The 21,086-nt window shown below is 54.8% G+C and carries 20 protein-coding genes; 16 read left to right on the top strand and 4 right to left on the bottom strand.

What is annotated here, in order from left to right:
- The first annotated feature begins 134 nt into the window (after positions 1-134).
- The 8 genes from ACTU44_RS04460 to rbsK all read left to right on the top strand — a co-directional run bounded on the left by ACTU44_RS04460 (position 135) and on the right by rbsK (position 8,733).
- Entirely contained in the window at positions 135-2,099 is a 1,965-nt protein-coding gene (locus ACTU44_RS04460) for a sigma 54-interacting transcriptional regulator (protein ID WP_462096774.1), read from the top strand.
- A 177-nt stretch (positions 2,100-2,276) separates the two neighbouring features.
- A complete protein-coding gene (locus ACTU44_RS04455; protein ID WP_114096794.1) occupies positions 2,277-2,471 on the top strand; it encodes a twin transmembrane helix small protein in 195 nt (64 codons plus the stop codon).
- A gap of 57 nt (positions 2,472-2,528) precedes the next feature.
- On the top strand, positions 2,529-3,101 hold the full coding sequence (locus tag ACTU44_RS04450; protein ID WP_114096793.1) for a cob(I)yrinic acid a,c-diamide adenosyltransferase: 573 nt from the start codon (positions 2,529-2,531) through the stop codon (positions 3,099-3,101).
- 242 nt (positions 3,102-3,343) lie between these two features.
- On the top strand, positions 3,344-4,093 hold the full coding sequence (locus tag ACTU44_RS04445; RefSeq protein WP_101245387.1) for an electron transfer flavoprotein subunit beta/FixA family protein: 750 nt from the start codon (positions 3,344-3,346) through the stop codon (positions 4,091-4,093).
- A 15-nt stretch (positions 4,094-4,108) separates the two neighbouring features.
- A complete protein-coding gene (locus tag ACTU44_RS04440; protein ID WP_462096773.1) occupies positions 4,109-5,044 on the top strand; it encodes an electron transfer flavoprotein subunit alpha/FixB family protein in 936 nt (311 codons plus the stop codon).
- A 68-nt stretch (positions 5,045-5,112) separates the two neighbouring features.
- A complete protein-coding gene (locus ACTU44_RS04435; protein ID WP_114096791.1) occupies positions 5,113-6,000 on the top strand; it encodes a 3-hydroxybutyryl-CoA dehydrogenase in 888 nt (295 codons plus the stop codon).
- Between the two features lie 165 nt (positions 6,001-6,165).
- Positions 6,166-7,632: a xylulokinase gene (gene xylB / locus ACTU44_RS04430; RefSeq protein ID WP_462096772.1), complete on the top strand. Its 1,467-nt coding sequence runs from the start codon at positions 6,166-6,168 to the stop codon at positions 7,630-7,632.
- A 162-nt stretch (positions 7,633-7,794) separates the two neighbouring features.
- On the top strand, positions 7,795-8,733 hold the full coding sequence (rbsK, locus tag ACTU44_RS04425; protein WP_462096771.1) for a ribokinase: 939 nt from the start codon (positions 7,795-7,797) through the stop codon (positions 8,731-8,733).
- Between the two features lie 19 nt (positions 8,734-8,752).
- Here rbsK and ACTU44_RS04420 read toward each other — a convergent pair whose 3' ends face one another.
- Positions 8,753-9,313 (bottom strand): TlpA disulfide reductase family protein, encoded by a 561-nt coding sequence (locus ACTU44_RS04420; protein ID WP_462096770.1) that lies wholly within the window; start codon positions 9,311-9,313, stop codon positions 8,753-8,755.
- 31 nt (positions 9,314-9,344) lie between these two features.
- Here ACTU44_RS04420 and argH point away from each other — a divergent pair, with 31 nt between their 5' ends.
- The 4 genes from argH to ACTU44_RS04400 all read left to right on the top strand — a co-directional run bounded on the left by argH (position 9,345) and on the right by ACTU44_RS04400 (position 14,779).
- Positions 9,345-10,760 carry an argininosuccinate lyase gene (gene argH, locus ACTU44_RS04415; RefSeq protein WP_114096788.1) on the top strand — a complete coding sequence of 472 codons (1,416 nt, stop codon included), beginning with the start codon at positions 9,345-9,347 and terminating at the stop codon, positions 10,758-10,760.
- A complete protein-coding gene (lptM, locus tag ACTU44_RS04410) occupies positions 10,757-10,903 on the top strand; it encodes an LPS translocon maturation chaperone LptM (protein WP_336080081.1) in 147 nt (48 codons plus the stop codon). The genes argH and lptM overlap by 4 nt, the downstream gene beginning before the upstream one ends.
- Positions 10,900-12,171, top strand: coding sequence for a diaminopimelate decarboxylase (gene lysA, locus ACTU44_RS04405; protein WP_114096787.1), 1,272 nt, complete (start codon positions 10,900-10,902; stop codon positions 12,169-12,171). The genes lptM and lysA overlap by 4 nt, the downstream gene beginning before the upstream one ends.
- A 175-nt stretch (positions 12,172-12,346) precedes the next feature.
- Positions 12,347-14,779, top strand: coding sequence for a DUF4175 domain-containing protein (locus tag ACTU44_RS04400; RefSeq protein ID WP_462096769.1), 2,433 nt, complete (start codon positions 12,347-12,349; stop codon positions 14,777-14,779).
- Between the two features lie 92 nt (positions 14,780-14,871).
- Here ACTU44_RS04400 and ACTU44_RS04395 read toward each other — a convergent pair whose 3' ends face one another.
- Positions 14,872-15,702, bottom strand: coding sequence for a DUF3426 domain-containing protein (locus tag ACTU44_RS04395; protein WP_114096785.1), 831 nt, complete (start codon positions 15,700-15,702; stop codon positions 14,872-14,874).
- Between the two features lie 358 nt (positions 15,703-16,060).
- On the opposite strand from ACTU44_RS04395, the gene ftsE reads away from it, so the two are divergent.
- The 4 genes from ftsE to ACTU44_RS04375 all read left to right on the top strand — a co-directional run bounded on the left by ftsE (position 16,061) and on the right by ACTU44_RS04375 (position 19,447).
- Entirely contained in the window at positions 16,061-16,738 is a 678-nt protein-coding gene (gene ftsE, locus ACTU44_RS04390; RefSeq protein ID WP_114096784.1) for a cell division ATP-binding protein FtsE, read from the top strand.
- 48 nt (positions 16,739-16,786) lie between these two features.
- Complete coding sequence (locus tag ACTU44_RS04385) at positions 16,787-17,689, top strand: cell division protein FtsX (protein WP_114096783.1); 903 nt, start codon at positions 16,787-16,789, stop codon at positions 17,687-17,689.
- A gap of 118 nt (positions 17,690-17,807) precedes the next feature.
- Entirely contained in the window at positions 17,808-18,527 is a 720-nt protein-coding gene (locus ACTU44_RS04380; RefSeq protein ID WP_114096782.1) for a YdcF family protein, read from the top strand.
- Between the two features lie 101 nt (positions 18,528-18,628).
- Complete coding sequence (locus tag ACTU44_RS04375; protein ID WP_114096781.1) at positions 18,629-19,447, top strand: lysophospholipid acyltransferase family protein; 819 nt, start codon at positions 18,629-18,631, stop codon at positions 19,445-19,447.
- 93 nt (positions 19,448-19,540) lie between these two features.
- Here ACTU44_RS04375 and ACTU44_RS04370 read toward each other — a convergent pair whose 3' ends face one another.
- Together ACTU44_RS04370 and ACTU44_RS04365 are read right to left on the bottom strand one after the other, a co-directional pair.
- Positions 19,541-20,494, bottom strand: a complete 954-nt coding sequence (locus tag ACTU44_RS04370) for a DMT family transporter (protein ID WP_336080075.1) — start codon at positions 20,492-20,494, stop codon at positions 19,541-19,543.
- Positions 20,494-21,054, bottom strand: a complete 561-nt coding sequence (locus tag ACTU44_RS04365; protein WP_336080074.1) for a gamma-glutamylcyclotransferase — start codon at positions 21,052-21,054, stop codon at positions 20,494-20,496. The genes ACTU44_RS04370 and ACTU44_RS04365 overlap by 1 nt, the downstream gene beginning before the upstream one ends.
- Between the last annotated feature and the right edge of the window lie 32 nt (positions 21,055-21,086).

The raw sequence follows: 21,086 nt of genomic DNA, 5'->3' as shown, positions 1-21,086 counted from the left end.
CAGTTTGCTGCGGCGCGGCATTCTTGTTGAAAACACTGGACTCGCGGGAGAATCGCGGGCAATCTCAACACATACGAAAAATCGTAATTTACGATAATTCGTAGATTAATTACGAATTATCGTAGGAAATTCGTATGACCCTCGACATAAACCAGTCAGTTTCAATGTCTTTGGAGCCACTGCATCTGCATGCTCTGCTGGCGCATACACATCCGACAATTCTGGTTCATCCGAAAACCGACAGCATCGTTTTTGCCAATGAGGCTGCGGCAAAATTGCTGGGACGCAGCATTGACGAGCTGAAGTCATCGCGAATGAGCGCACTGCACAAAGGTCAGGTCCCAAGTCTGGTTGTCTTTAGTCAGGCAGCGCTCTATCACGGTTTCGCCTGGACCCGCGGGCTGGACCTGACCCGACCAGATGGCACCGAGCTCAAACTTGAACATGAAGCCCGCGCCATCATGCTTGGTGACGAGGAATATCTGACCGTAACCATTTCCGATCTTGATGCGCGCCATCGCCGCGATGTCGATTCCGAGGCGGATGACTATCTTCGTGAAGGCATATCTGAATGGCGTCGGGCAGAACGCTTTTTCCGCGAGATCGAACGTGAAAACCAGCTGATCCTCGGGGCTGCTGGCGAGGGTATCTACGGTGTCAATTCAGACGGTGTCACAACTTTTGTGAATCCCGCAGCCGAGCGCATGCTGGGATGGACAGCAGAGGAACTTGTCGGCAAGGAAATCCATTCGATCATTCACCATTCCCATATGGATGGCGAACCCTATCACGCGCAACACTGCCCGATTTACAATGCATTCCGTGAAGGCATTGTCCGCCGGGTTGATGATGAAGTGTTCTGGCGCAGCGACGGCAAACCGATCCGGGTTGAATATACATCGACCCCTATTCGTGATCATGGGCTTGTGATTGGCGCCGTGATTGTGTTCCGCGACATCACTGAACGTAAAATCGCCGAAGAAAAACTGCATGCCGCCCTGGCCGAGGTCGACCGGCTGCGCGAACGGCTTGAGCTCGAAAACGCCTATCTTCAGGAAGAAATCCTGTCGACCAACAACCACCATGAAATCATCGGACAGTCAGATGCCATTCAGGGCGCGCTCAAGCAGATTGATCTGGTCGCCCCGACCGACGCCAACGTTCTGATCACCGGCGAATCCGGCACTGGTAAGGAGCTGATCGCGCGCGCCATCCATCAGGCAAGCACACGGTCTGATCGCGTTCTGGTGCGCGTCAACTGTGCGGCCATTCCCCATGAACTGTTTGAAAGCGAGTTTTTCGGCCATGTCCGCGGTGCCTTTACCGGAGCCATTCGCGACCGCGTCGGGCGATTCGAACTGGCAGACGGCGGGACACTGTTTCTTGACGAGGTTGGCGAAATCCCGCTGGAGCTACAGGGAAAGCTACTTCGCGTTCTGCAAGACCAGAAATTCGAACGCATCGGCGAGGAACGCACCCGCGAGGTCAATGTCCGCCTGATTGCCGCCACCAACCGCGACCTTAAGGAAGAAGTGAGACAGGGACGTTTCCGCGAAGACCTTTATTTCCGGCTGAACGTCTTCCCGATTGAATGCCGTCCGTTACGCGAACGCCCCGACGACATCCCGCCACTTGCCGCCCACTTCCTGCGCAATATCTGTCAGCGCCTGAATATCGCCCAGCCAACCCTGACCAAGGGACAGGTTCATGTCTTGCAAAATTATGGCTGGCCGGGAAATGCGCGCGAACTTGAAAATGTAATCGAGCGCGCCGCCATTCTGGCCCACGATGGCAAGCTGCATTTTGACCTGCCCGACGTCACCTCACGGGATGGCAGAAAACCGCCCTCCTCGCCCAAGGCGGACAAGGCGGACAAGGATGCGACGCCCGAGAAGACCATTATGACGCGTCAGGACCTGCGGCAAACCGAATATCACAATATCATCCGCGCCCTGACCGAGACGCGCGGCAAGATTTTCGGGACAAACGGGGCCGCCGCCTTGCTGGACATTAAACCGACCACGCTGGCATCGCGTATCAAGAAATTCAAAATTGATCGCCGCGACTTTGCCCCGACTGAAAATGATCCTGCCAGGTAATTACGAAAACTTCCGATCCGCCGGTTGCCAGCACAACCGGTTTGGCGCAGCATGTCGCCACCCAAGATACAAGAGATACAAGATCAATAAATCCGGCTGGTGGACATTGCCCCTTAATACAACCGGACAAACCGGTTTCCGGCAAAAATCGGCAGGCAAAGACAGGGAAGAACAAAAATGACAGCATTTTTGCAGATTGGTGCGCTGCTTGCGATGGCTGCAGTCGCAGGCGTTCTGGTGATGGGCATCATTTCGATGGCACGGGGCAAGGATGCACGCAAATCAAATAAACTGATGCAGCTTCGCGTCCTGCTTCAGGCGGTTGCCTTGCTGCTTTTGTTCATCCTGTCATTGATGGCGCTTGGCAAATAGGCATCTACCATTCACGACTTATCCACCCACAAACGATACGAATATAACGGACAGCACATGGTTCAATTGACACGCATCTACACAAAATCCGGCGACAAGGGCAAAACGGCCCTTGGCAACGGCACGCGGGTTCCCAAAAACTCCGTCCGGGTTGAGGCCTATGGCACCGTTGACGAAACCAATTCCGTGATCGGTGTTGCCCGCCTGCATGCCGACGGCGAGATTGATGCCATGCTGGCGCGAATCCAGAACGATCTGTTTGATCTGGGTGCCGATCTTTGCACGCCGGGCGATGGCAGCGATGATAACCCCGAACAGCCTGCCTTGCGGATCATCGCCAGACAGACCGAACGCCTTGAAAACGAGATCGACCAGATCAATGCCGAACTGGATCCGTTGAAATCGTTCGTTCTGCCGGGGGGCAGTGCGCTTTCGGCACAGCTTCACGTCGCGCGGACAGTTTCACGGCGCGCGGAACGGCTTATTGTCGAACTTGCCGGAATCGAGACCATCAATCCGGAGTGTGTGCGCTATATCAACCGGCTTTCGGACCACATGTTTGTCCTGGCCCGCCATGCCAATAACGGTGGCAAGGATGATATTTTGTGGCAACCCGGACTGACGCGCTGACGATTTTTTTTGGATAAATCCCTGTTAATCGGCGGATTTGTGCCGTATCAAGGTCGCGAAGGGCATCAAAAATTCAGTGAAGAAGTTGTCGTTAACGTCAACACCTTTACGTAAATTGACAACCTGCGTAGCACCCCCTATTGTGCATCGCGGGGAAAACAGTAACATGCGGGCCCGCAGCGAACTGCCCCGGCAGGGCGCCAAAGCCCATAGTTTCGACAACAAAAACGAACAGGTCTGTCATGAAGGTTCTTGTCGCCGTTAAGCGCGTTGTGGATTACAACGTCAAGATCCGAGTCAAACAGGACCAGTCTGGCGTTGAATTGAACAACGTCAAAATGTCCATGAACCCGTTTGACGAAATCGCCGTTGAAGAGGCTGTCCGCCTCAAGGAAGCAGGTACTGCGACCGAAGTGGTTGCTGTATCGCTCGGCGTTAAGCAGTGCCAGGAGACCCTGCGCACCGCCCTTGCCATGGGTGCCGATCGCGGCATTCTGGTCGAAACCGAGGATGAGCTTCAGCCGCTTGCCGTCGCAAAACTCCTGAAGGAAGTCGTTGCCAAGGAAAGCCCGGATCTTGTGATCCTCGGCAAACAGGCAATTGACGACGACGCCAACCAGACTGGCCAGATGCTGGCTGCTTTGCTGGATTGGCCGCAGGGCACTTTCGCATCCAAGGTTGCCGTTGCTGACGGCAAACTCGACGTTACCCGTGAAGTTGATGGCGGTCTTGAAACCGTCAAGCTTGATCTTCCGGCAATCGTCACCACCGACCTGCGTCTCAACGAGCCGCGTTATGCGTCGCTGCCAAACATCATGAAAGCCAAGAAAAAGCCGCTCGACACCCTGAGCCCGGCCGACCTTGGTGTTGATACCGCGCCGCGCCTGAAAACCCTGAAAGTGACGGAACCGCCGGCACGTCAGGCAGGTGTCAAAGTTGCCGACGTCGCAGAGCTTGTCGACAAGCTCCGCAACGAAGCAAAAGTAATCTAAGCGGGGATCAATCAAATGAGCATTCTTGTTATTGCCGAACACGACAATACCGAACTTAAGGGTGGCACGCTGAACACCGTTGCCGCAGCCCAGAAGATCGGTGGCGACATTGCCATCCTCGTTGCTGGTGAAAACTGCCGCGGTGTAGCCGAAGCAGCCGCAAAGGTTGCCGGTGTCTCCAAGGTTCTGGTTGCAGATAACGCCGCCTATGGCCATTTCCTGGCTGAAAACATGGCCGGTCTTGTGACCGAACTTGCCGAAGGTTACAGCCACATTCTGGTTCCGGCTTCGACCTCGGGCAAAAACTTCATGCCGCGCGTTGCAGCATTGAAGGACGTCGCGCAGATTTCCGACATCACCGATGTCGAAAGTGCCGATACCTTTGTCCGTCCGATCTATGCCGGTAACGCGATGGCGACCGTTCAGTCGTCTGACCCGCTGAAACTGATCACCGTTCGTACCACGGGCTTTGATCCGGTTGGAGCCGAGGGCGGTTCTGCTGCCATCGAAGACGTTGCTGTTGTTGCCGATGCCGGTAAATCCAGCTTCGTTGGTCAGGAACTGACCGAGTCGGAACGTCCGGAACTGACCGCAGCCAGCGTTGTCATTTCTGGCGGTCGCGGCATGGGTTCAGGTGAAAACTTCCACCTGATCGAGCCGATTGCCGACAAACTCGGCGCTGCCATTGGCGCTTCGCGCGCTGCGGTTGATGCCGGATACGCTCCGAACGACTGGCAGGTCGGTCAGACCGGCAAAGTTGTTGCACCGCAGCTATACATTGCTGTAGGCATTTCAGGTGCTATTCAGCACCTTGCCGGCATGAAGGACAGCAAGGTCATTGTCGCGATCAACAAGGACGAAGAAGCGCCGATCTTCTCGGTAGCTGATTACGGACTTGTCGCTGACCTGTTCGAAGCCCTTCCCGCTCTGGCGAGTGAACTCGACAAATAATCTGATCCCAATTAGGGTCAAAACAGTGAATTCTATTGTTTTGACCCTAGGGGACGAGTGGGGAACAAATGGCTTCGTTGGAAGATATCAAAACCATTGGCGTGATCGGCGCCGGTCAAATGGGCAATGGCATTGCACATGTGATCGCGATTGCCGGTTACGACGTCCGAATTCTCGACATCTCGCAAGATGCCCTTGATAAGGCCATCGGCGTGATGGACAAGAACATGGACCGCCAGGTCAAAAAAGAGCTGATTACCGCAGCGCAAAAAGACGCAGCTCTTGCCCGCGTCTCAACCGGAACGGAATACAGCTTCCTTTCGGATTGCGATCTGGTGATCGAAGCGGCAACCGAGAATGAAGAAATCAAGAAACAGATCTTCAAGGCTCTTTGCCCGGTTCTTGGCCCGGAAGCCATCATCGCGACCAACACTTCCTCGATCTCGGTGACCCGTCTGGCGTCCTATACCGACCGCCCGGCGAAATTCATGGGTATGCACTTCATGAACCCGGTGCCGCTGATGAAGCTGGTGGAGCTGATCCGTGGCATTGCCACCGATGAGACCACCTATCGCACCATTCATGAACTGACCAAGAAACTGGGCAAAGACACGGCAAGTGCCGAAGATTTCCCGGCTTTCATCGTCAACCGTATCCTTCTGCCGATGATCAACGAGGCGATCTACACCCTTTATGAAGGTGTGGGTAACGTCGAATCCATCGACACGGCAATGCGTCTGGGTGCGAACCATCCGATGGGTCCGCTGCAACTGGCTGACTTTATTGGTCTGGATACCTGTCTTTCGATCATGCATGTCCTGCATGACGGTCTGGCAGATACCAAGTATCGCCCTTGCCCACTGCTGGTCAAATATGTCGAAGCCGGATGGCTTGGCCGCAAGGTTGGCCGTGGCTTCTATGACTATAGCGGTGATGAGCCGGTCCCGACCCGCTAGGGACTGCTTTAAAACATTCGCATTTTCAAATTAAAAGCCGTTGTGAAAATCAGCGGCTTTTTTTGTTGCAATCGATCCGTCAAGCCACTGGAATACAGCTCTTGCAACCCGCACAGATGTGATGCCGGGATCAAATGACAAAAGAAGTCTGGAGGCAGTCCAAGCATGTTTCTCGGGATTGATGTTGGTACATCAGCCGTCAAGGCACTGCTGATCGACGAGAACTCGGCAACCGTCGCTGAGACTGATATCCCTTTGTCCGTTTCCAACCCGCACCCGTTCTGGAGCGAACAGAACCCGGCGGACTGGTGGGACGCGACCCTGCGTGCCATCGACGCATTGCATCACCAAAATCCCGGTGCGCTTGCCGCGACACGCGCCATTGGCCTGTCAGGGCAAATGCATGGTGCAACATTGCTTGGCGAAGACGATATGCCGCTTCGTCCTGCGATCCTGTGGAATGACGGGCGCGCCAAGAAGGAATGTGACGCGCTTGATGCTACCCTGCCCGATCTGGGGCTTCGGGCCGGTGTTGCCACCATGCCCGGCATGACTGCCCCCAAGATGATCTGGCTTCAAAAGCATGAACCCGAGCTGTTTGCAAAGGTCAGAACCATTCTGCTGCCCAAGGACTATATCCGGTTTTGCCTGTCGGGTGACAAGGTCACCGAGATGTCGGATGCCGCAGGTACGCTTTGGCTTGATGAAGAAAGCCGCAGCTGGAACGAAGCTGCAATCGAGGCTTGCGGGCTTTCGATGGACCAATTGCCCAAACTTGTCGAAGGATCGGATGTCACCGGCACATTGCGCCGTGACCTTGCAGATCGTTGGGGCATGACTGCCGGGGTGATCATTGCCGGTGGCGGCGGCGATGCGGCAACCGGGGGGATCGGTGTCGGTGCTGTGCGCCATGGGGATGGCTTTATTTCGCTTGGGACGTCATCGCAGATCTTTGTCGCCTCGGACAGATACCGACCCAAACCCGAAGAACTCCTGCACAGCTTCACCCATGCCATTCCGGGTCACTGGTTCCAGATGGCGGTCCTGCTTAATGGAGCCAGCTGCCTGCAATGGGTGGCAAGGCTTCTGGGTGAAAGCGATATTGGCGCTTTGCTTGCAAGGGTCGAGGCCCAGCACAACGCGCCATCGGATATTCTGTTTTTGCCTTACCTCAACGGTGAACGTACACCGCACAATAATCCCTATGCCCGTGGCGTGTTTTTCGGCCTGGGCAGTGACACAAACCGCGAAGCCATGGTGCAATCGGTGCTTGAGGGCGTTGCCTTTGCGCTCAGCGATGCGCAATCACGGCTGCATGCGGCTGGAACCCGTTGTGAATTGCCCGGTGTGATCGGTGGCGGCGCACGCAGCCGATACTGGATTCAGCTGATTTCGGACATTATGGGCACCCCGCTTGCACGTTACGAGGGTGCGGCAAAGGGCCCGGCATTTGGTGCAGCACGTCTTGCCCGACTGGCTTTGACACAGGAACCGGTCGAAGATGTTTGCAAGAAACCGGCGATCGAGGAAGTGATTGAGCCCGATCCGGCGCGGCATGCCTCCTATCAGCCCCGCTTTGCCAAATTCCGCCGTCTTTATGCCGCACTGGCGAGTGAATTTACGCCATCCTGACAATAGGGATCCTATATGAAATTGCACTTCTTGCGGAGATCTGTCGCTGCAGTTGACGTTTTTACCTGCAAAACAACCAATTTAATCCGCAAGCTTCTTTAAACCAATGATCTAGTGCCAATATCATTGTGAGGTATTAGTTTTCTACCATTTGGATAGACCATGAGTATTGTCGTTGTTGGAAGCTCAAACATTGATTTTGCTGCGCGCGTTGCAAAATTTCCACAACCCGGCCAGACCGTTGCGGCAAAGGAATACATATCCGGCCCGGGTGGCAAAGGATGCAATCAGGCACTTGCCGTTGCGCGGCTGGGTGTTTCCCCTGTTTTCATATCCAAAATCGGCGACGACGCACTGGGCCGACAACTGATTGAAACGCTTGCCGCCGAAGGGCTCGATACCAATCATCTGATCATGGCTGACGCAGCTCAGACCGGGATAGCATTGATTTCAATTGATGAGTCCGGTGAAAACATGATCACTGTGGTCGGCGGTGCCAATATGACCATGACCCGTGCGGACCTGCATGACAAACAGGAGTCTCTGCGCGATTGTAACTATCTGCTTTTACAGCTGGAATGCCCGGTGGTGGCAGTAGATTGCGCAATCAAATATGCCCGCGAAGGACACGCGAAGGTCATTCTTGATCCGGCTCCGGTGCAAGATCACATGGTGATGCGCGACCTCCTGGCACTGACCGATATTGTCACCCCCAATAGCAGCGAATGCCGCGTCATGACCGGTATTGATCCGGTTGACACCAAAAGCGCACAGCAGGCAGCCAGCGCACTTCATGAAATGGGCCCAAAGACCGTCATCATCAAAATGGGCGGCGATGGCGCATTCTATTCCGCCGATGGCCAATCTGGAGATAGTCAGTCCGGAATGGTGCCGTCCTTTTCGGTCAACGCCATAGACACGGTGGGTGCAGGTGATTGCTTTAACGCGGGACTTGCGGTTGCCCTGCATGGTGGTCAGTCATTACCCGATGCCGTGCGTTTCGCCTGTGCGACCGGCGCACTTGCCACCACGCGCAACGGTGCGGCCGATGCCGCACCAAATATCGAACAGGTCCTTGCCCTGCTTGAAAACAGGGCGTAAGGCCTGTGGTCAACACGCGTTACGAGGTCTGATCAATCAGGTCATTGAAATAGGAAATGACATCGGGCGCATCCCATTGCGCGATGCCTTCGAGTTTACCGCGAATAACACCGTTGCCATCAATCACAAAGCTGGTCGGAAGACCGCGTGCCCCCATCTTGCGCGCGGTCGCACCGCGCGGATCAAGCACCACATCAAGATTGTCGATTCCATTCTTTTCAAAGAATTCCGTAACGGCAGCGGCACCACCGCGGTCCTGACTGAGTGCCAGAACACGGAACGCCTTGCCATCCATCTGCGCAGCAAGATTGTCGAGTTCTGGCATTTCCTTGACGCATGGAACACACCATGTCGCCCACAGATTAACCAGAACAACCTTTCCCTTCAGGCTGTTAAGCGGGATTTCCCCATCTTTTTGATCGACAAATGTGATCCCGTCGGGCAAAGAACCGTCATCAGACGGGGCAACCATCTTTGAAAGTTCTTGCGGGAATTGCGTATCTGCAAAGGCAGGGGTTGCATAAATGCCCGATATGGCGACAATCACGCCAAGTTTTACGTAACGAAGCAATGTCTTCACAACACTCACCTTTCCAAGACTGCGGATCAAGATGACCGACCAAAACGCCACCGACCAGAAAAACGCCAACTCCCTGTGGGGAGGTCGCTTTGAAGCAGGCCCGTCAGCCATCATGGAAGAAATCAATGCTTCCATCGGTTTTGACAAACGCCTTTATGCCCAGGACATTCAGGGCTCCAAAGCCCACTGCGCGATGCTGGTCAAGCAGAACATCATCCCCGCAGAAGATGGCGAAAAGATTACCAATGGTCTAGACCAGATCCTTCAGGAAATCGAGAGCGGGCAGTTCAAATTCTCGAGCGCGCTTGAAGATATTCACATGAATGTCGAAAGCCGCCTGCGCGATCTGATCGGTCCGGCAGCAGGTCGTCTTCATACCGCACGCTCGCGCAATGATCAGGTCGCAACCGACTTCAAACTCTGGGTTCGCGATGTTGCACTTGCCGATCTTGAGGCCGGTCTCAAGGGCCTTCAGGAAGCGCTGATTACGCAGGCCGAAACCCATGCCGAAACCATCATGCCGGGCTTTACCCATCTGCAGGCAGCCCAGCCGGTGACCTTTGGCCATCATCTTCTGGCCTATGTGGAAATGTTTGGCCGTGACCGTGGCCGTGTCGCCGATTGCCGGACGCGCGTAAATGAAAACCCGTTGGGTTCAGCCGCCCTTGCAGGCACACCTTATCCGATTGACCGTCACATGACGGCAAGCGCGCTTGGCTTTGATCGTCCGACGGCGAACTCGCTTGATGCGGTATCGGATCGTGACTTTGCACTCGAATATCTTAACGCAGCCTCGATTGCTGCAATGCATCTGTCGCGTCTGGCCGAGGAAATGGTCATCTGGTGTTCGGCACAGTTCCGCTTTATCGGCATGTCCGACAAGTTCTCGACCGGCTCCTCGATCATGCCGCAGAAACGTAACCCGGACGCCGCCGAACTGATCCGTTCGAAAATCGGACGTATCGTTGGTTGCTATAATTCCCTGATGTTGTCGATGAAGGGCCTTCCGCTGGCCTATTCCAAAGACATGCAGGAAGACAAGGAACCGGTTTTCGAGGCCCACGACCATCTGGGTCTGTGCGTTGCTGCCATGACCGGCATGGTCGCTGACATGAAAGTCTTTGCCGATAACATGCGCGCCGCAGCTGGTGCCGGTTACACCACTGCAACCGACCTTGCCGACTGGCTGGTGGCCGAGCTTGGCATGCCGTTCCGCGATGCCCATCATGTGGTTGGCGCAACCGTGAAGCTGGCCGAGTCCAAGGGATGCGATCTTGATCAGCTGCCCCTTGAAGACCTTCAGGGGATCGAACCAAAGATCACCAATGCAGTTTATGACGTCCTGACCGTCGAGGCATCTGTTGCCGCCCGCCAGAGCTTTGGCGGCACCGCACCGGTGCGCGTCAAGGAATCGGTCAAGGCTGCAAAGGAAAGGTTTATGAAATGACCCCTGCTTTGCTTAAACGCGGCATCGTGATCACACTGGCAGTCATGCTGGGTCTTTCGGTGGCAGCTTGCGGCAAAAAAGGCCCGCTTGAACCGCCGACCGAAAAAGGCAACGAATATCCAAGGGACTACCCCGCCAAATGAACCATTTTGAATATATTGATGGCGTGCTTCACGCCGAAGGCGTTTCGATCCCCGAAATGGCGGATAAAGTTGGCACGCCGTTTTTCTGCTATTCGACGGCAACGCTTGAGCGCCACTACAAGGTTTATGCCGACGCGTTCGAGGGGCTTGATGCCACTGTATGCTTTGCTGTGAAGGCAAACTCCAATCAGGCTGTGCTGAAAACACTGGGCAATCTTGGTGCCGGTGCAGACGTGGTATCGGTTGGTGAAATGCGCCGCGCCCTGCGTGCAGGAATTGATCCCGCCAAGATCATCTTTTCGGGCGTTGGCAAGGCAGACGCAGAAATGCGCGAAGCTCTTGAGGCCGACATTGCGCAAATCAATGTCGAAAGCATCCCGGAACTGGTCGAACTGAACCGTGTTGCCATCGAAATGGGCAAAAAGGCGCGTATTGCGCTGCGCATCAATCCGCATGTCGATGCCAAAACCCACGAAAAGATCGCGACCGGCAAGGCCGAAAACAAATTCGGCATCGACTGGACTCGCGCGATCGAGGTTTACCGTGATGCCGCCGCCATGGATGGTATCGAGGTTACCGGCATTGCGATGCATATCGGCTCACAGTTGACCGATCTGACCCCGTTCCGCGAGGCATTCACCCGTCTGGCAGGGCTGGTCGAGCAACTTCGTTCCGAAGGCATCCATATCCGCAATCTTGATCTGGGTGGCGGCCTTGGCATCGCCTATCAGGGCGAAACGCCGCCGCTTCCTGATGCCTATGGCCAGATGGTGCGCGAAACGGTCGGTCATCTTGGGTGTCACATCACCCTTGAGCCCGGTCGCCTGATTGCCGGCAATGCCGGGATCATGGTGTCGCGAGTCATGTATATCAAAGACGGCGAAGCAAAGCGTTTCGTCATTCTTGATGCCGCGATGAATGACCTGATCCGTCCGACGCTTTACAGCGCCTATCACGAAATCATCCCGGTTGAAGAACAGGGCGAAGAAGACGTGCAGGCAACTGTCGACGTCGTCGGCCCGGTTTGCGAAACCGGCGACACATTCGGCAAAGACCGCAAATTGCCAGATGATCTCAAGGCCGGTGATCTGGTCGCAGTGATGTCAGCAGGTGCCTATGGCGCGGTGATGTCCTCGACCTATAACACCCGTGCATTGACGCCCGAGGTACTGGTCAAGGGCAACAATTTTGCGATTGTCCGCCCCCGTCAGGAAATCGATCAGCTGATCAATATGGATCAAATCCCTGCATGGCTCGGTAACGAGTAAGCTTTGCGCCATTCCATATGAATGATTTTCAGGTGGCCCGTATGATGCGGGCCACCTTTTTATTTCCCGGCATCCGATGGAATAGCTTGACCCGCACCTGTGAAACCCCAAGTTTTAAAGGGAAAGCGTTGCAATCAGATTTGCAACATGTCGGCAATCACGGACAACCAGACGCATGTCGTTGATACCACCCTATCCCGAGATCGAAAGTCATGTGCGCAAAACGCGCATGATCCTGATTTGGGAATCGGTGTGGCCATGCCTGATACCGGCACTTTCGATTGTGCTTCTGACAGTCGGACTTACCCTTACCGGCGCGTTCGAGTTCCTGCCGGCGACCGGGCACATCATCTTGCTGTCTGTACTGTCGGTCGCAACCATGGTCGCGATTGTCGCGCCCTGGCGAAATTTCCGCTGGCCAACCCGCCGCGATATCCTGCACCGGCTTGAAGTCGAAAACAGGCTGGAGAACAATCCGCTCCAGAGTCTCGAAGACCATATCCACGAAACCGACGATCCGCTGACCAGCTTCCTGTGGCAGCGCCAGCTGGGTTTGCATGAAGCAGCCCTTAAACATTTGCGCCTGCCCCGTCCGGTCCCCGCTGTTACACGGATTGACCGGTTCGGGCTGACCGCCATTCCCGTACTGGTGCTCTTTGTTGGCCTGTTCGCCGGACATAATCATTTCCCGGAACGGTTTTCAAAGGCCTTTAGTCCGTTGCAACGCCTTGGTGCAGCTGATTTCAGCGCGACCCTTTGGGTGACGCCGCCAGCCTATACCGGACAGGTTCCAAGGGTCCTGCGCTTTGCGGCAATTGGTACGGAGAATGGCACGGTTCCATCAAACGATGGCAACATCACAGGAAACACGACCACGAGTGACGTGATGTCTGTGCAGGTGCCCGCCGGGTCAACACTTGATGGCAGCATATCAAGCATCTGGCAGCCGACCCTGAGCGCGCCGGATGGAGAACGCGCATTCACCGAAAGCAGCGAAAACAGCTATGTGCTGTCGACTGCCATAGAACAATCGGGGGAGTGGCGCATATCGGTCTGGGGCAATGATCGTCTGACGCTGAATATTGAACTGGTGCCCGACAACGCCCCAAGCCTGTCTTTTGTCAGTTCCCCCGTCGTGACGCGCCGCGATCATGTGCGTCTGGATTATCTTGCCAATGATGATTATGGACTGGCGAAGCTTGATCTTGTGATCACCCCGGCACCGGATGACGGATCACTTGATCAATATGGCCCGATTGATCAGATCGTCATCGACATCCGTGGCGAAGGTATCAGCGAAACCGCAATGCCGACCCGTATTGAAGGTCCGCGTTTTCTTGATCTGGTTGCCCATCCCTGGGCCGGTCTTCCGGTCAATATCCAGATGGTGTCCCGCGACAATGCCGGTCAGACCGGGCAAAGCGATATCCGGTCTTTGATGTTGCCCGAACGTGAATTCAACCATCCGGTCGCGCAGAAACTGATTGCAATCCGGCGCGGCTTGTTGCGCCACCCGGATCGCGCCCTTGAAATGCATCAGGCAATACTGCCGGTTCTTTATGCTCCACAGGCATTCAACGGTCATATTGGCGTCTTCCTTGCGCTGTCGGTTGCCGAAAACCGGCTGTCTGCAAATCTGGGGAACCGCGACGTTCATCAGGATGTCGCCGGGCTTTTGTGGCATATCGCCGAGGAAGTCGAACGCGGAAGTTACGGGATTGCGGAACGCAACCTTATGGAGGCCGAGGAACGCCTGCTTGAAGCCTTACAAAATCCCGACATTACCGAAGGCGAAATTGCCCGGTTGATCGAGGAATATCGTCAGGCGTTAAATGAATATCTGGCCGCCCTGACCCGCGAAAGCACGCAATCACCAGAAGAACAGCCACAGGCCTCCGCCGCCCTGGAGCAACAGGACCTGTCGCGCATCATTGATCAGATTGATGCCCTGATGCGTGCAGGGGCGCGTGATCAGGCCCGTCAGCTTATTGATCGTCTGCGCGAGCTGATTGAAAATATGCAGGTCACGACCGGCGAAGGCGGAATGGACATCACATCTACCCTGCGCGAGATGCTTGACGGTATGCGCGACCTGGCCCGCCGACAACAGGACCTGATGAACGAAGGCGACAATTCATCGACGCAGAATGGCCCCGCCCCGCGCGCCAATCAGCAACAGGGCCTTGCCAATGACGCCAGCGAGATCATGAACAGCCCCGGCATCGATCAGTTTGGTGAGGTCAGCGGCATGAACACCGTCATAGACGCCATGCGCGGCGCGGCAGAGGCCCTTGGGCACAATCGGTCTCATGAGGCCCTGCAATTGCAGCGACAGGCCATGGAGGCCCTTCAACAGGGCATTGGCGAGATCAGCCGTGCCCTCGAAGGCCTGAGCCAGTTGGCCCCGATGCTCGAAGACCTTGAAGGAAGCGGGCGTCGCGATCCATTGGGCCGTCCGGTCGGTGGTGATGGCACCACCATTATTCCGGATGTGAATACCCTTGAACGGGCCTGGCGGATTTTGCAGGAACTTCGTCGTCGATCCGGCGACCCGGATCGTCCGCAGATCGAACAGGAATATATCGACCGGTTGCTCAAACGGTTCTGATTCCCGAAACCCGGTCTTCGGGGACAATCGATTTCGCACAAAAAAGGCAGCGATGAAACGCTGCCTTTTTTCATTTTAACGGGTCGCGGTCCTTACGGCTCGACCGCTTCACGCGGATCAAGGAAGGTGACCTGCAATCGGGTGGCCGTCGGGTTCGGACGACGGATTTTGGTTTCGACCGTCATGCTTTCGCCAACGGGCAGCATTTGTTGTTCCATCGGCATCTCGGCCCCGGCCGTCACCTTTGTCTCGTCATAGATCAGCGGAACCTTTTTGCGCTGTACCACACGGTCCAGCGGATCAAGAAGTTCGATCAAAAGATACGGCAACGGACGCGGTTCTTCTGCGATATTGACGATCTCGGCGCGGACGACAAGAACATCAATCCCGTCTTCATCTTCACGGGTCGGCGGCAATTCGCGAATATCAAGGCCTTCGCCCACATGCGGCACATCAAGGCCGATCATGTCATAGACCTTGGCAATCGGCGGCCACATATTGATGACGTAGTCCTTGGCAAAATAACCACCCGCGCCGATCCCACCGATCAGCAACAGGAAGATGATCCAGCCAATAATACCCTTTTTCTTTTTCGGCTCCGGCTTGGGATTGTTCCGAATCAGTTGCTGGGGAATGGGGGGCGGATCAGGAATTCTGTCAGCATTTTCAAAGCCCGGATCAACCTGGCCACTTCCCATCTGATCAGCATTGAAATCAGCACCGAGTGCGCCTTCCTGATTGAAGGGTGGCGGAAGATCATTTTCCGGCGCGCTCGCAGCCTGGGGAGCAGGCTTCTTTGCCCCCGGGGGGTCCTGATGCCAGCTGTTGCCGCAGCTTTTACAGCGCACGGTTCGGCCCTTGGGACCGATTGCTTCTGTCTTAACTGAGTATTTCTTTGAACACTCTGGGCAAGTAATGATCATTGCAAACCTGGCATTTCGATGACAGCGGCATCAAACATGGGGGGCAACAAGACGTACGCAACTGACGATCCCCCAAGCACGTCAGCGGTGACTTACACTATATGTAAATAGCCGCGATTTAACAGACTGTTAAGTACAGATAACAGAAGCTGCCCGGATTTGGGTGTCTAATCGTTGCGTAACGGCGGTGAACATGGCATCCGAAATCATGAGAAAACCGGGTAAACCGGATCAGTCATTTTCGATATTGTCAGGTCCGATTGGCATTTCGCGCTTGTCAGAACCTAGAGAAACCCTTGATCAAATGCCATGGCACAGGCCAAGGTAGAACGTCATTCTGCCATATGGAGCACCGATTTTGACCGAGGTTGTCAGTTTCAGGAATGTCGGGGTCCGATACGAATCCGGACCGGAAATTTTGCGCGACCTGAATTTTTCTTTGGGTCGCGGCAGTTTCCATTTCCTGACCGGCGCATCCGGTGCAGGCAAATCGACATTGATGCGCCTTTTATATCTTGCCCTTCGGCAGACCCGGGGTGAAATCAATATTTTCGGACGCGACAATATCCGCATCCCGCGTGAAGATCTTCCTGCGATTCGCCGCAAGATCGGCGTGGTCTTTCAGGATTTCCGCCTGATCAATCACCTGACGACATTCGAAAACGTTGCCTTGCCGTTGCGAGTTGCCGGGGTCGAGGATTTGCAAATCCGCAAGAATGTCACCGAGCTTCTCGAATGGGTCGGGCTCGGTGACCACATCAATGCACAGCCATCGCGTCTTTCGGGCGGCCAGCAACAACGTGTGGCGATTGCGCGCGCGGTCATCGGTCGTCCGGCATTGCTTCTGGCCGATGAACCGACCGGGAACGTTGATGACCGAATCGCCATGCGTTTGCTGTATCTGTTTGAAGAACTCAACAAACTGGGCACCACCGTCCTGATCGCCACCCATAACCGCCAACTGGTCAGACGTTTCGGTCATACGCAATGGTTGCTCGAAGGCGGTACACTGCATGACGTAACGCATAGCGGCTGACCACCATCACGACAAGATCAACCAGATCAACAGGACCAAACCACGATCATGGCATTTCGCGCACCCCCATCGCATCTTCCACTTGAAAGCGACTCTTCCTCGCGCTTTTTGCCGAGCATCGTCGCTTTGATGGTTGCGCTGCTGACCTTTTCGATTGTGGGCCTGGCAGCCCTGCATGACAGTGTCGGTCAATGGTCCGGCCAGATCGAAGGCAGCCTGTCCATTCAGGTTCCCCCGACCGAACTTGCAAACCGGACACCGGAAGAACGCGAAGAAGCGCTTCAGAAAACTGTTGATGCCATCATCGACGATGTCTCCAACCTTCCCGGCATTGCCCGGATCGAGGAGCTGAGCCCCGACACCATGGCGGCCCTCCTTGAACCATGGCTTGGCCCCGATGAAGTGGTTAGCGAACTTCCCATTCCGCGTATTATCGAAATCACTCCGGAAACCGGTTTCAACTACGATGCGCTTGAAATGCGTTTGGGGGAAATCGCCCCCGAAGCTGTGCTTGATGATCACCGCATATGGATCGAAAGAATTGCCGACGTCGCCTTTTCGGTCGAACTGGCCCTGTCGCTTCTGATCGTGGTGCTGTTTGGCGCGACCATGCTTTCGGTTGTATTTGCGACCCGTTCGGGCCTTTCGATCCATCATCGCATCATCGAATTGCTGCATCTGATCGGGGCCCAGGATAGCTATATCGCCAAACAGTTCGGTCGCCACAATCAGCGACTGGCATTTTTCGGTGCGCTGATCGGCTTGTTGATAGCGCTTCCTGTTTCTGCATTGATTGCCTGGCTTGGATTGCGTGCAGGCTGGCCAATCCCGTCACTTGTCCTGAGCCCGATCTTTATCGCCCTGATCGTGGCCATTCCGTTTATTGTTGCGATGATCGCCGGGATCACCGCAACCCGCACCGTTTTGCGTGTTTTACACCGGATGTTGTAACGGATCACAAGGCTCCGTATAGTCCGGTGACTGACCTGCTTCTTGTTTGAGATCATGGCCTTGGCCATCTCAGGAGATCCGAATACATGCCCGCGCATCGCTACCGAGGCACCCATTGATGAGCAAGCCCCCGCTTAGTGTGCAGCACCGTCGCCGTTTTCGACGGTTTCGCTTTTTGCTTTCGACGCTGATCTTGTGCGGGCTTGTCTGGGCCGCAGGATTTGTCTGGTATGTCAATTCGATCCCGGTTTCTGTTGAAAATCCAAATCAGCGTACCGACGCAATTGTCGTTCTGACCGGTGGCAGTGAACGCCTTTCCGAAGGACGCCGGTTACTGACCCATGGCCTGGCAGAAAAACTGTTCATTTCCGGGGTCTATCGCGGGGTCGAGGTAGACGAGCTTTTATCCGTCGGCAAATCCGATCCGCGCCTGATTGCCTGCTGTGTGGTTTTGGGGCATGTCGCCGAAAACACGCGGGGAAATGCGATTGAAACCGCTGTGTGGGTCTATGAGGAAGGCTTTAAAAGCCTTCGGATCGTTACCGCCAACTATCACATGCCACGATCACTTCTGGAATTCAGAAGCCTGATGCCGGACGTGGATATCATCCCCCATCCGGTCTTCCCCGATAACGTCAAAATTGAAAACTGGTGGCGTTTCCCGGGCAGCACAGCGTTGATCGCCAGTGAATTCAACAAATACATGTTTGCAAGCCTCAGGAACTCGTTACTGCATTGGCTGCCTGATGGTGACCGGCCGTCTTTGCGCAACCTTGAAGGTGATCCCCCCGGACCGCAGGAATACTCTGCTTCGAATGCTTCGGGCAAAAACGGTTGAACAATCGGCATTTTCCAATTGCAATATAGCTGTTACAAAACAGCACATATCAAGATCATGTGAGTGGGTTTAAGCCCAAGGCGTATGAAGGACTTTTCTGAATGAGAACCCTCCGCGCGTTATTGTTTAACGTGTTGTTTTTCGGCGGCACCGCGATTTTATGCCTCAGCCTGATTCCGCTGATGCTGTTTGGGCGCAAAGCCAACCAGTTTGTCGGCCATGCATGGTGCCGACTGGTGCAGTTCATGCTGCGCTATTCCGTTGGCATGCGCAAACGCATCACCGGGCTTGAAAATCTGCCGGAAGGGCCCTGTATCCTGGTCGCCAAGCATCAATCGGCTTGGGAAACCCTGACGTTCCATACTGTGGTGACGGACCCGGCCTATATTCTGAAAAAAGAACTGACCCGGATTCCGGTTTTCGGCCAGTTTCTGACCCTTTCAGGTCAGATTGCCGTTGATCGCTCGGCAGGTGGTTCAGCCCTTAAGGACATGATCAAGGGGGCTGAGAAGGCACTTAAAGAAAACCGTCAGGTCGTGATTTTCCCGGAAGGCACGCGAACCCCACCCGGTTCAAGTCGCCCTTATCATCCGGGCATCTATGCCCTTTATAAAGCCTTCCCCGAGACCAAGGTCATTCCGGTCGCACTGAATTCCGGCATGTTCTGGGGGCGACACAGCTTTATGAAATATGGCGGTCTGGTCACGATGGAATTCATGAAACCGATTGAGCCCGATCTTGATCGCAAGACCTTCATGAAGGAAATCAAAACCCGCATCGACACCCGCACGCGCGAGCTTGAAACCGAGGCACAGCGGGAATTCAATCTGCCAATGCTGACATCCGACGATATCGCCGCCGAGGAAGCAGAACAGCAAGCAGCCATTCAGAAAGAAGCTGATCCGGACAAGGTTTCCTGACAGCTGTTCTGTTTAGAAAGCGGATATCAAAATTCAAAAAGGCCGGTGATGCATTGAGCATCCCGGCCTTTTTATTACTCAGATGACAGGCTCCTAAGTGCGCTTTTTGCGCGTCGCCTGCCAGATACCGAAGGCAATCAGAACAATCCCGCCCAGATGATACATATGCAATTCTTCACCAAGGAAGATGATTGCAAGCACGCTGGCAAAGACCGGCATCAAATACAGGAACACGCCGGCATTGGCCGGGCCAACAACGGAAACGCCCTTGTTCCAGAACAGATAGCCAAGGAATGCAGGACCGGCACCGATATAGAAGATCTTGAGCATATCAGGCCATGCCGGATCAAGATGGGTAAAGAACGGTTCACCATCAACCACAAGCGACCAGACATAAAGCGGGGTCAGGAAACACAAACCGATCAGTGCAGAGATGAAAACAAGGCTGAGCGGATGCACCCCCTTGGGTGCGCGTTTGAGCAACATCGAATAGGCCGCCCATACCATGGCCGAAATCATTGCAAAGACATCGCCCGAGACAAAGTCCATCCGCGCAAAAACCGACAGATCGCCCTTGGCAATAATGGTTGCTGTCCCGGCCCCGGCGACAAGCACACCGACCCACTGCCCCAATTTGGGTTTGTCTGCACTCAGCACGGATGCAAATAGCAACACCCATACCGGTGTTGTCGCGTTCAGAAGACCGGTATTAACCGCCGTCGTATTATAGGCCGCCAGATAAATCACGACCGAAAACAGGAATACGCCCGTAAAGCCGATCAGGAACATAGACATCTTGTGCTGTGCCATCAGTCTGAGGTCACGGCCAAGATATTTGTAGCACACCGGAAACAGCATGACCGCCGCCACCACCCAGCGCCAGAATGAAAGTGCCTCGAACGGGACTGTTGCGTTCACGCCACGCGCAACAACATGGTTTGACCCCCACATCATTGCGCATGCAATCAGCATCAGATAGGCGACTGTCATCGGCGTCTGGTCACCGGCAGAGCCGGTTGTTACCGTCGTTGCATTACCCTGTGCCATCAGATACCTGCACCCATATTGATTTCGCCATATTCGCGGCGAACAAGATCCATCAGGTCATGCAGGGGTGGATCAACAATCCCCATTTCATCAAGATGCTGCACGGTATTTTCCAGATATTCAAGGTTGGGGCCAACTCTTCCATGTGCCGCCACAATGATCTCGACCGCTGTACGCACCGGAAGGTTCCCGGCATATTGCTGATGGGTCGGATCGGCTACATAGGTATGAGCAATCACTGTGCGACCGTCTTGGAGTTCGACTTCGACATCGGCCGGAATATAGGTGTTGGTGACAAGCTCGCGCTCATCAAGATAGGCCTTCACCGCATTCCAGTTGTCCGGCGCAATACAAAATGCATTGCCAACACATTCCCCACCGGAATTCAGCCCAAGAACAAGCCCCGGATTTTCCGGTGTGCCACGATAATGGTGGGAATAAATACAGAATGACCGGTGATAACCGCGCAGAAGCGCGCGCGAGCGTTCCGTGAAGTCAAATCCCGGTCGCCATAACAATGATCCGTATCCAAACACCCATTTTTCGGTGGCGTCGCTCACCTTTTCCTCCGGTCGCGTTTCTTTGTGGTTTC

This window comes from Thalassospira sp. SM2505, assembly GCF_054901115.1.
This window is presented reverse-complemented; position numbering and strand designations above follow the sequence as displayed.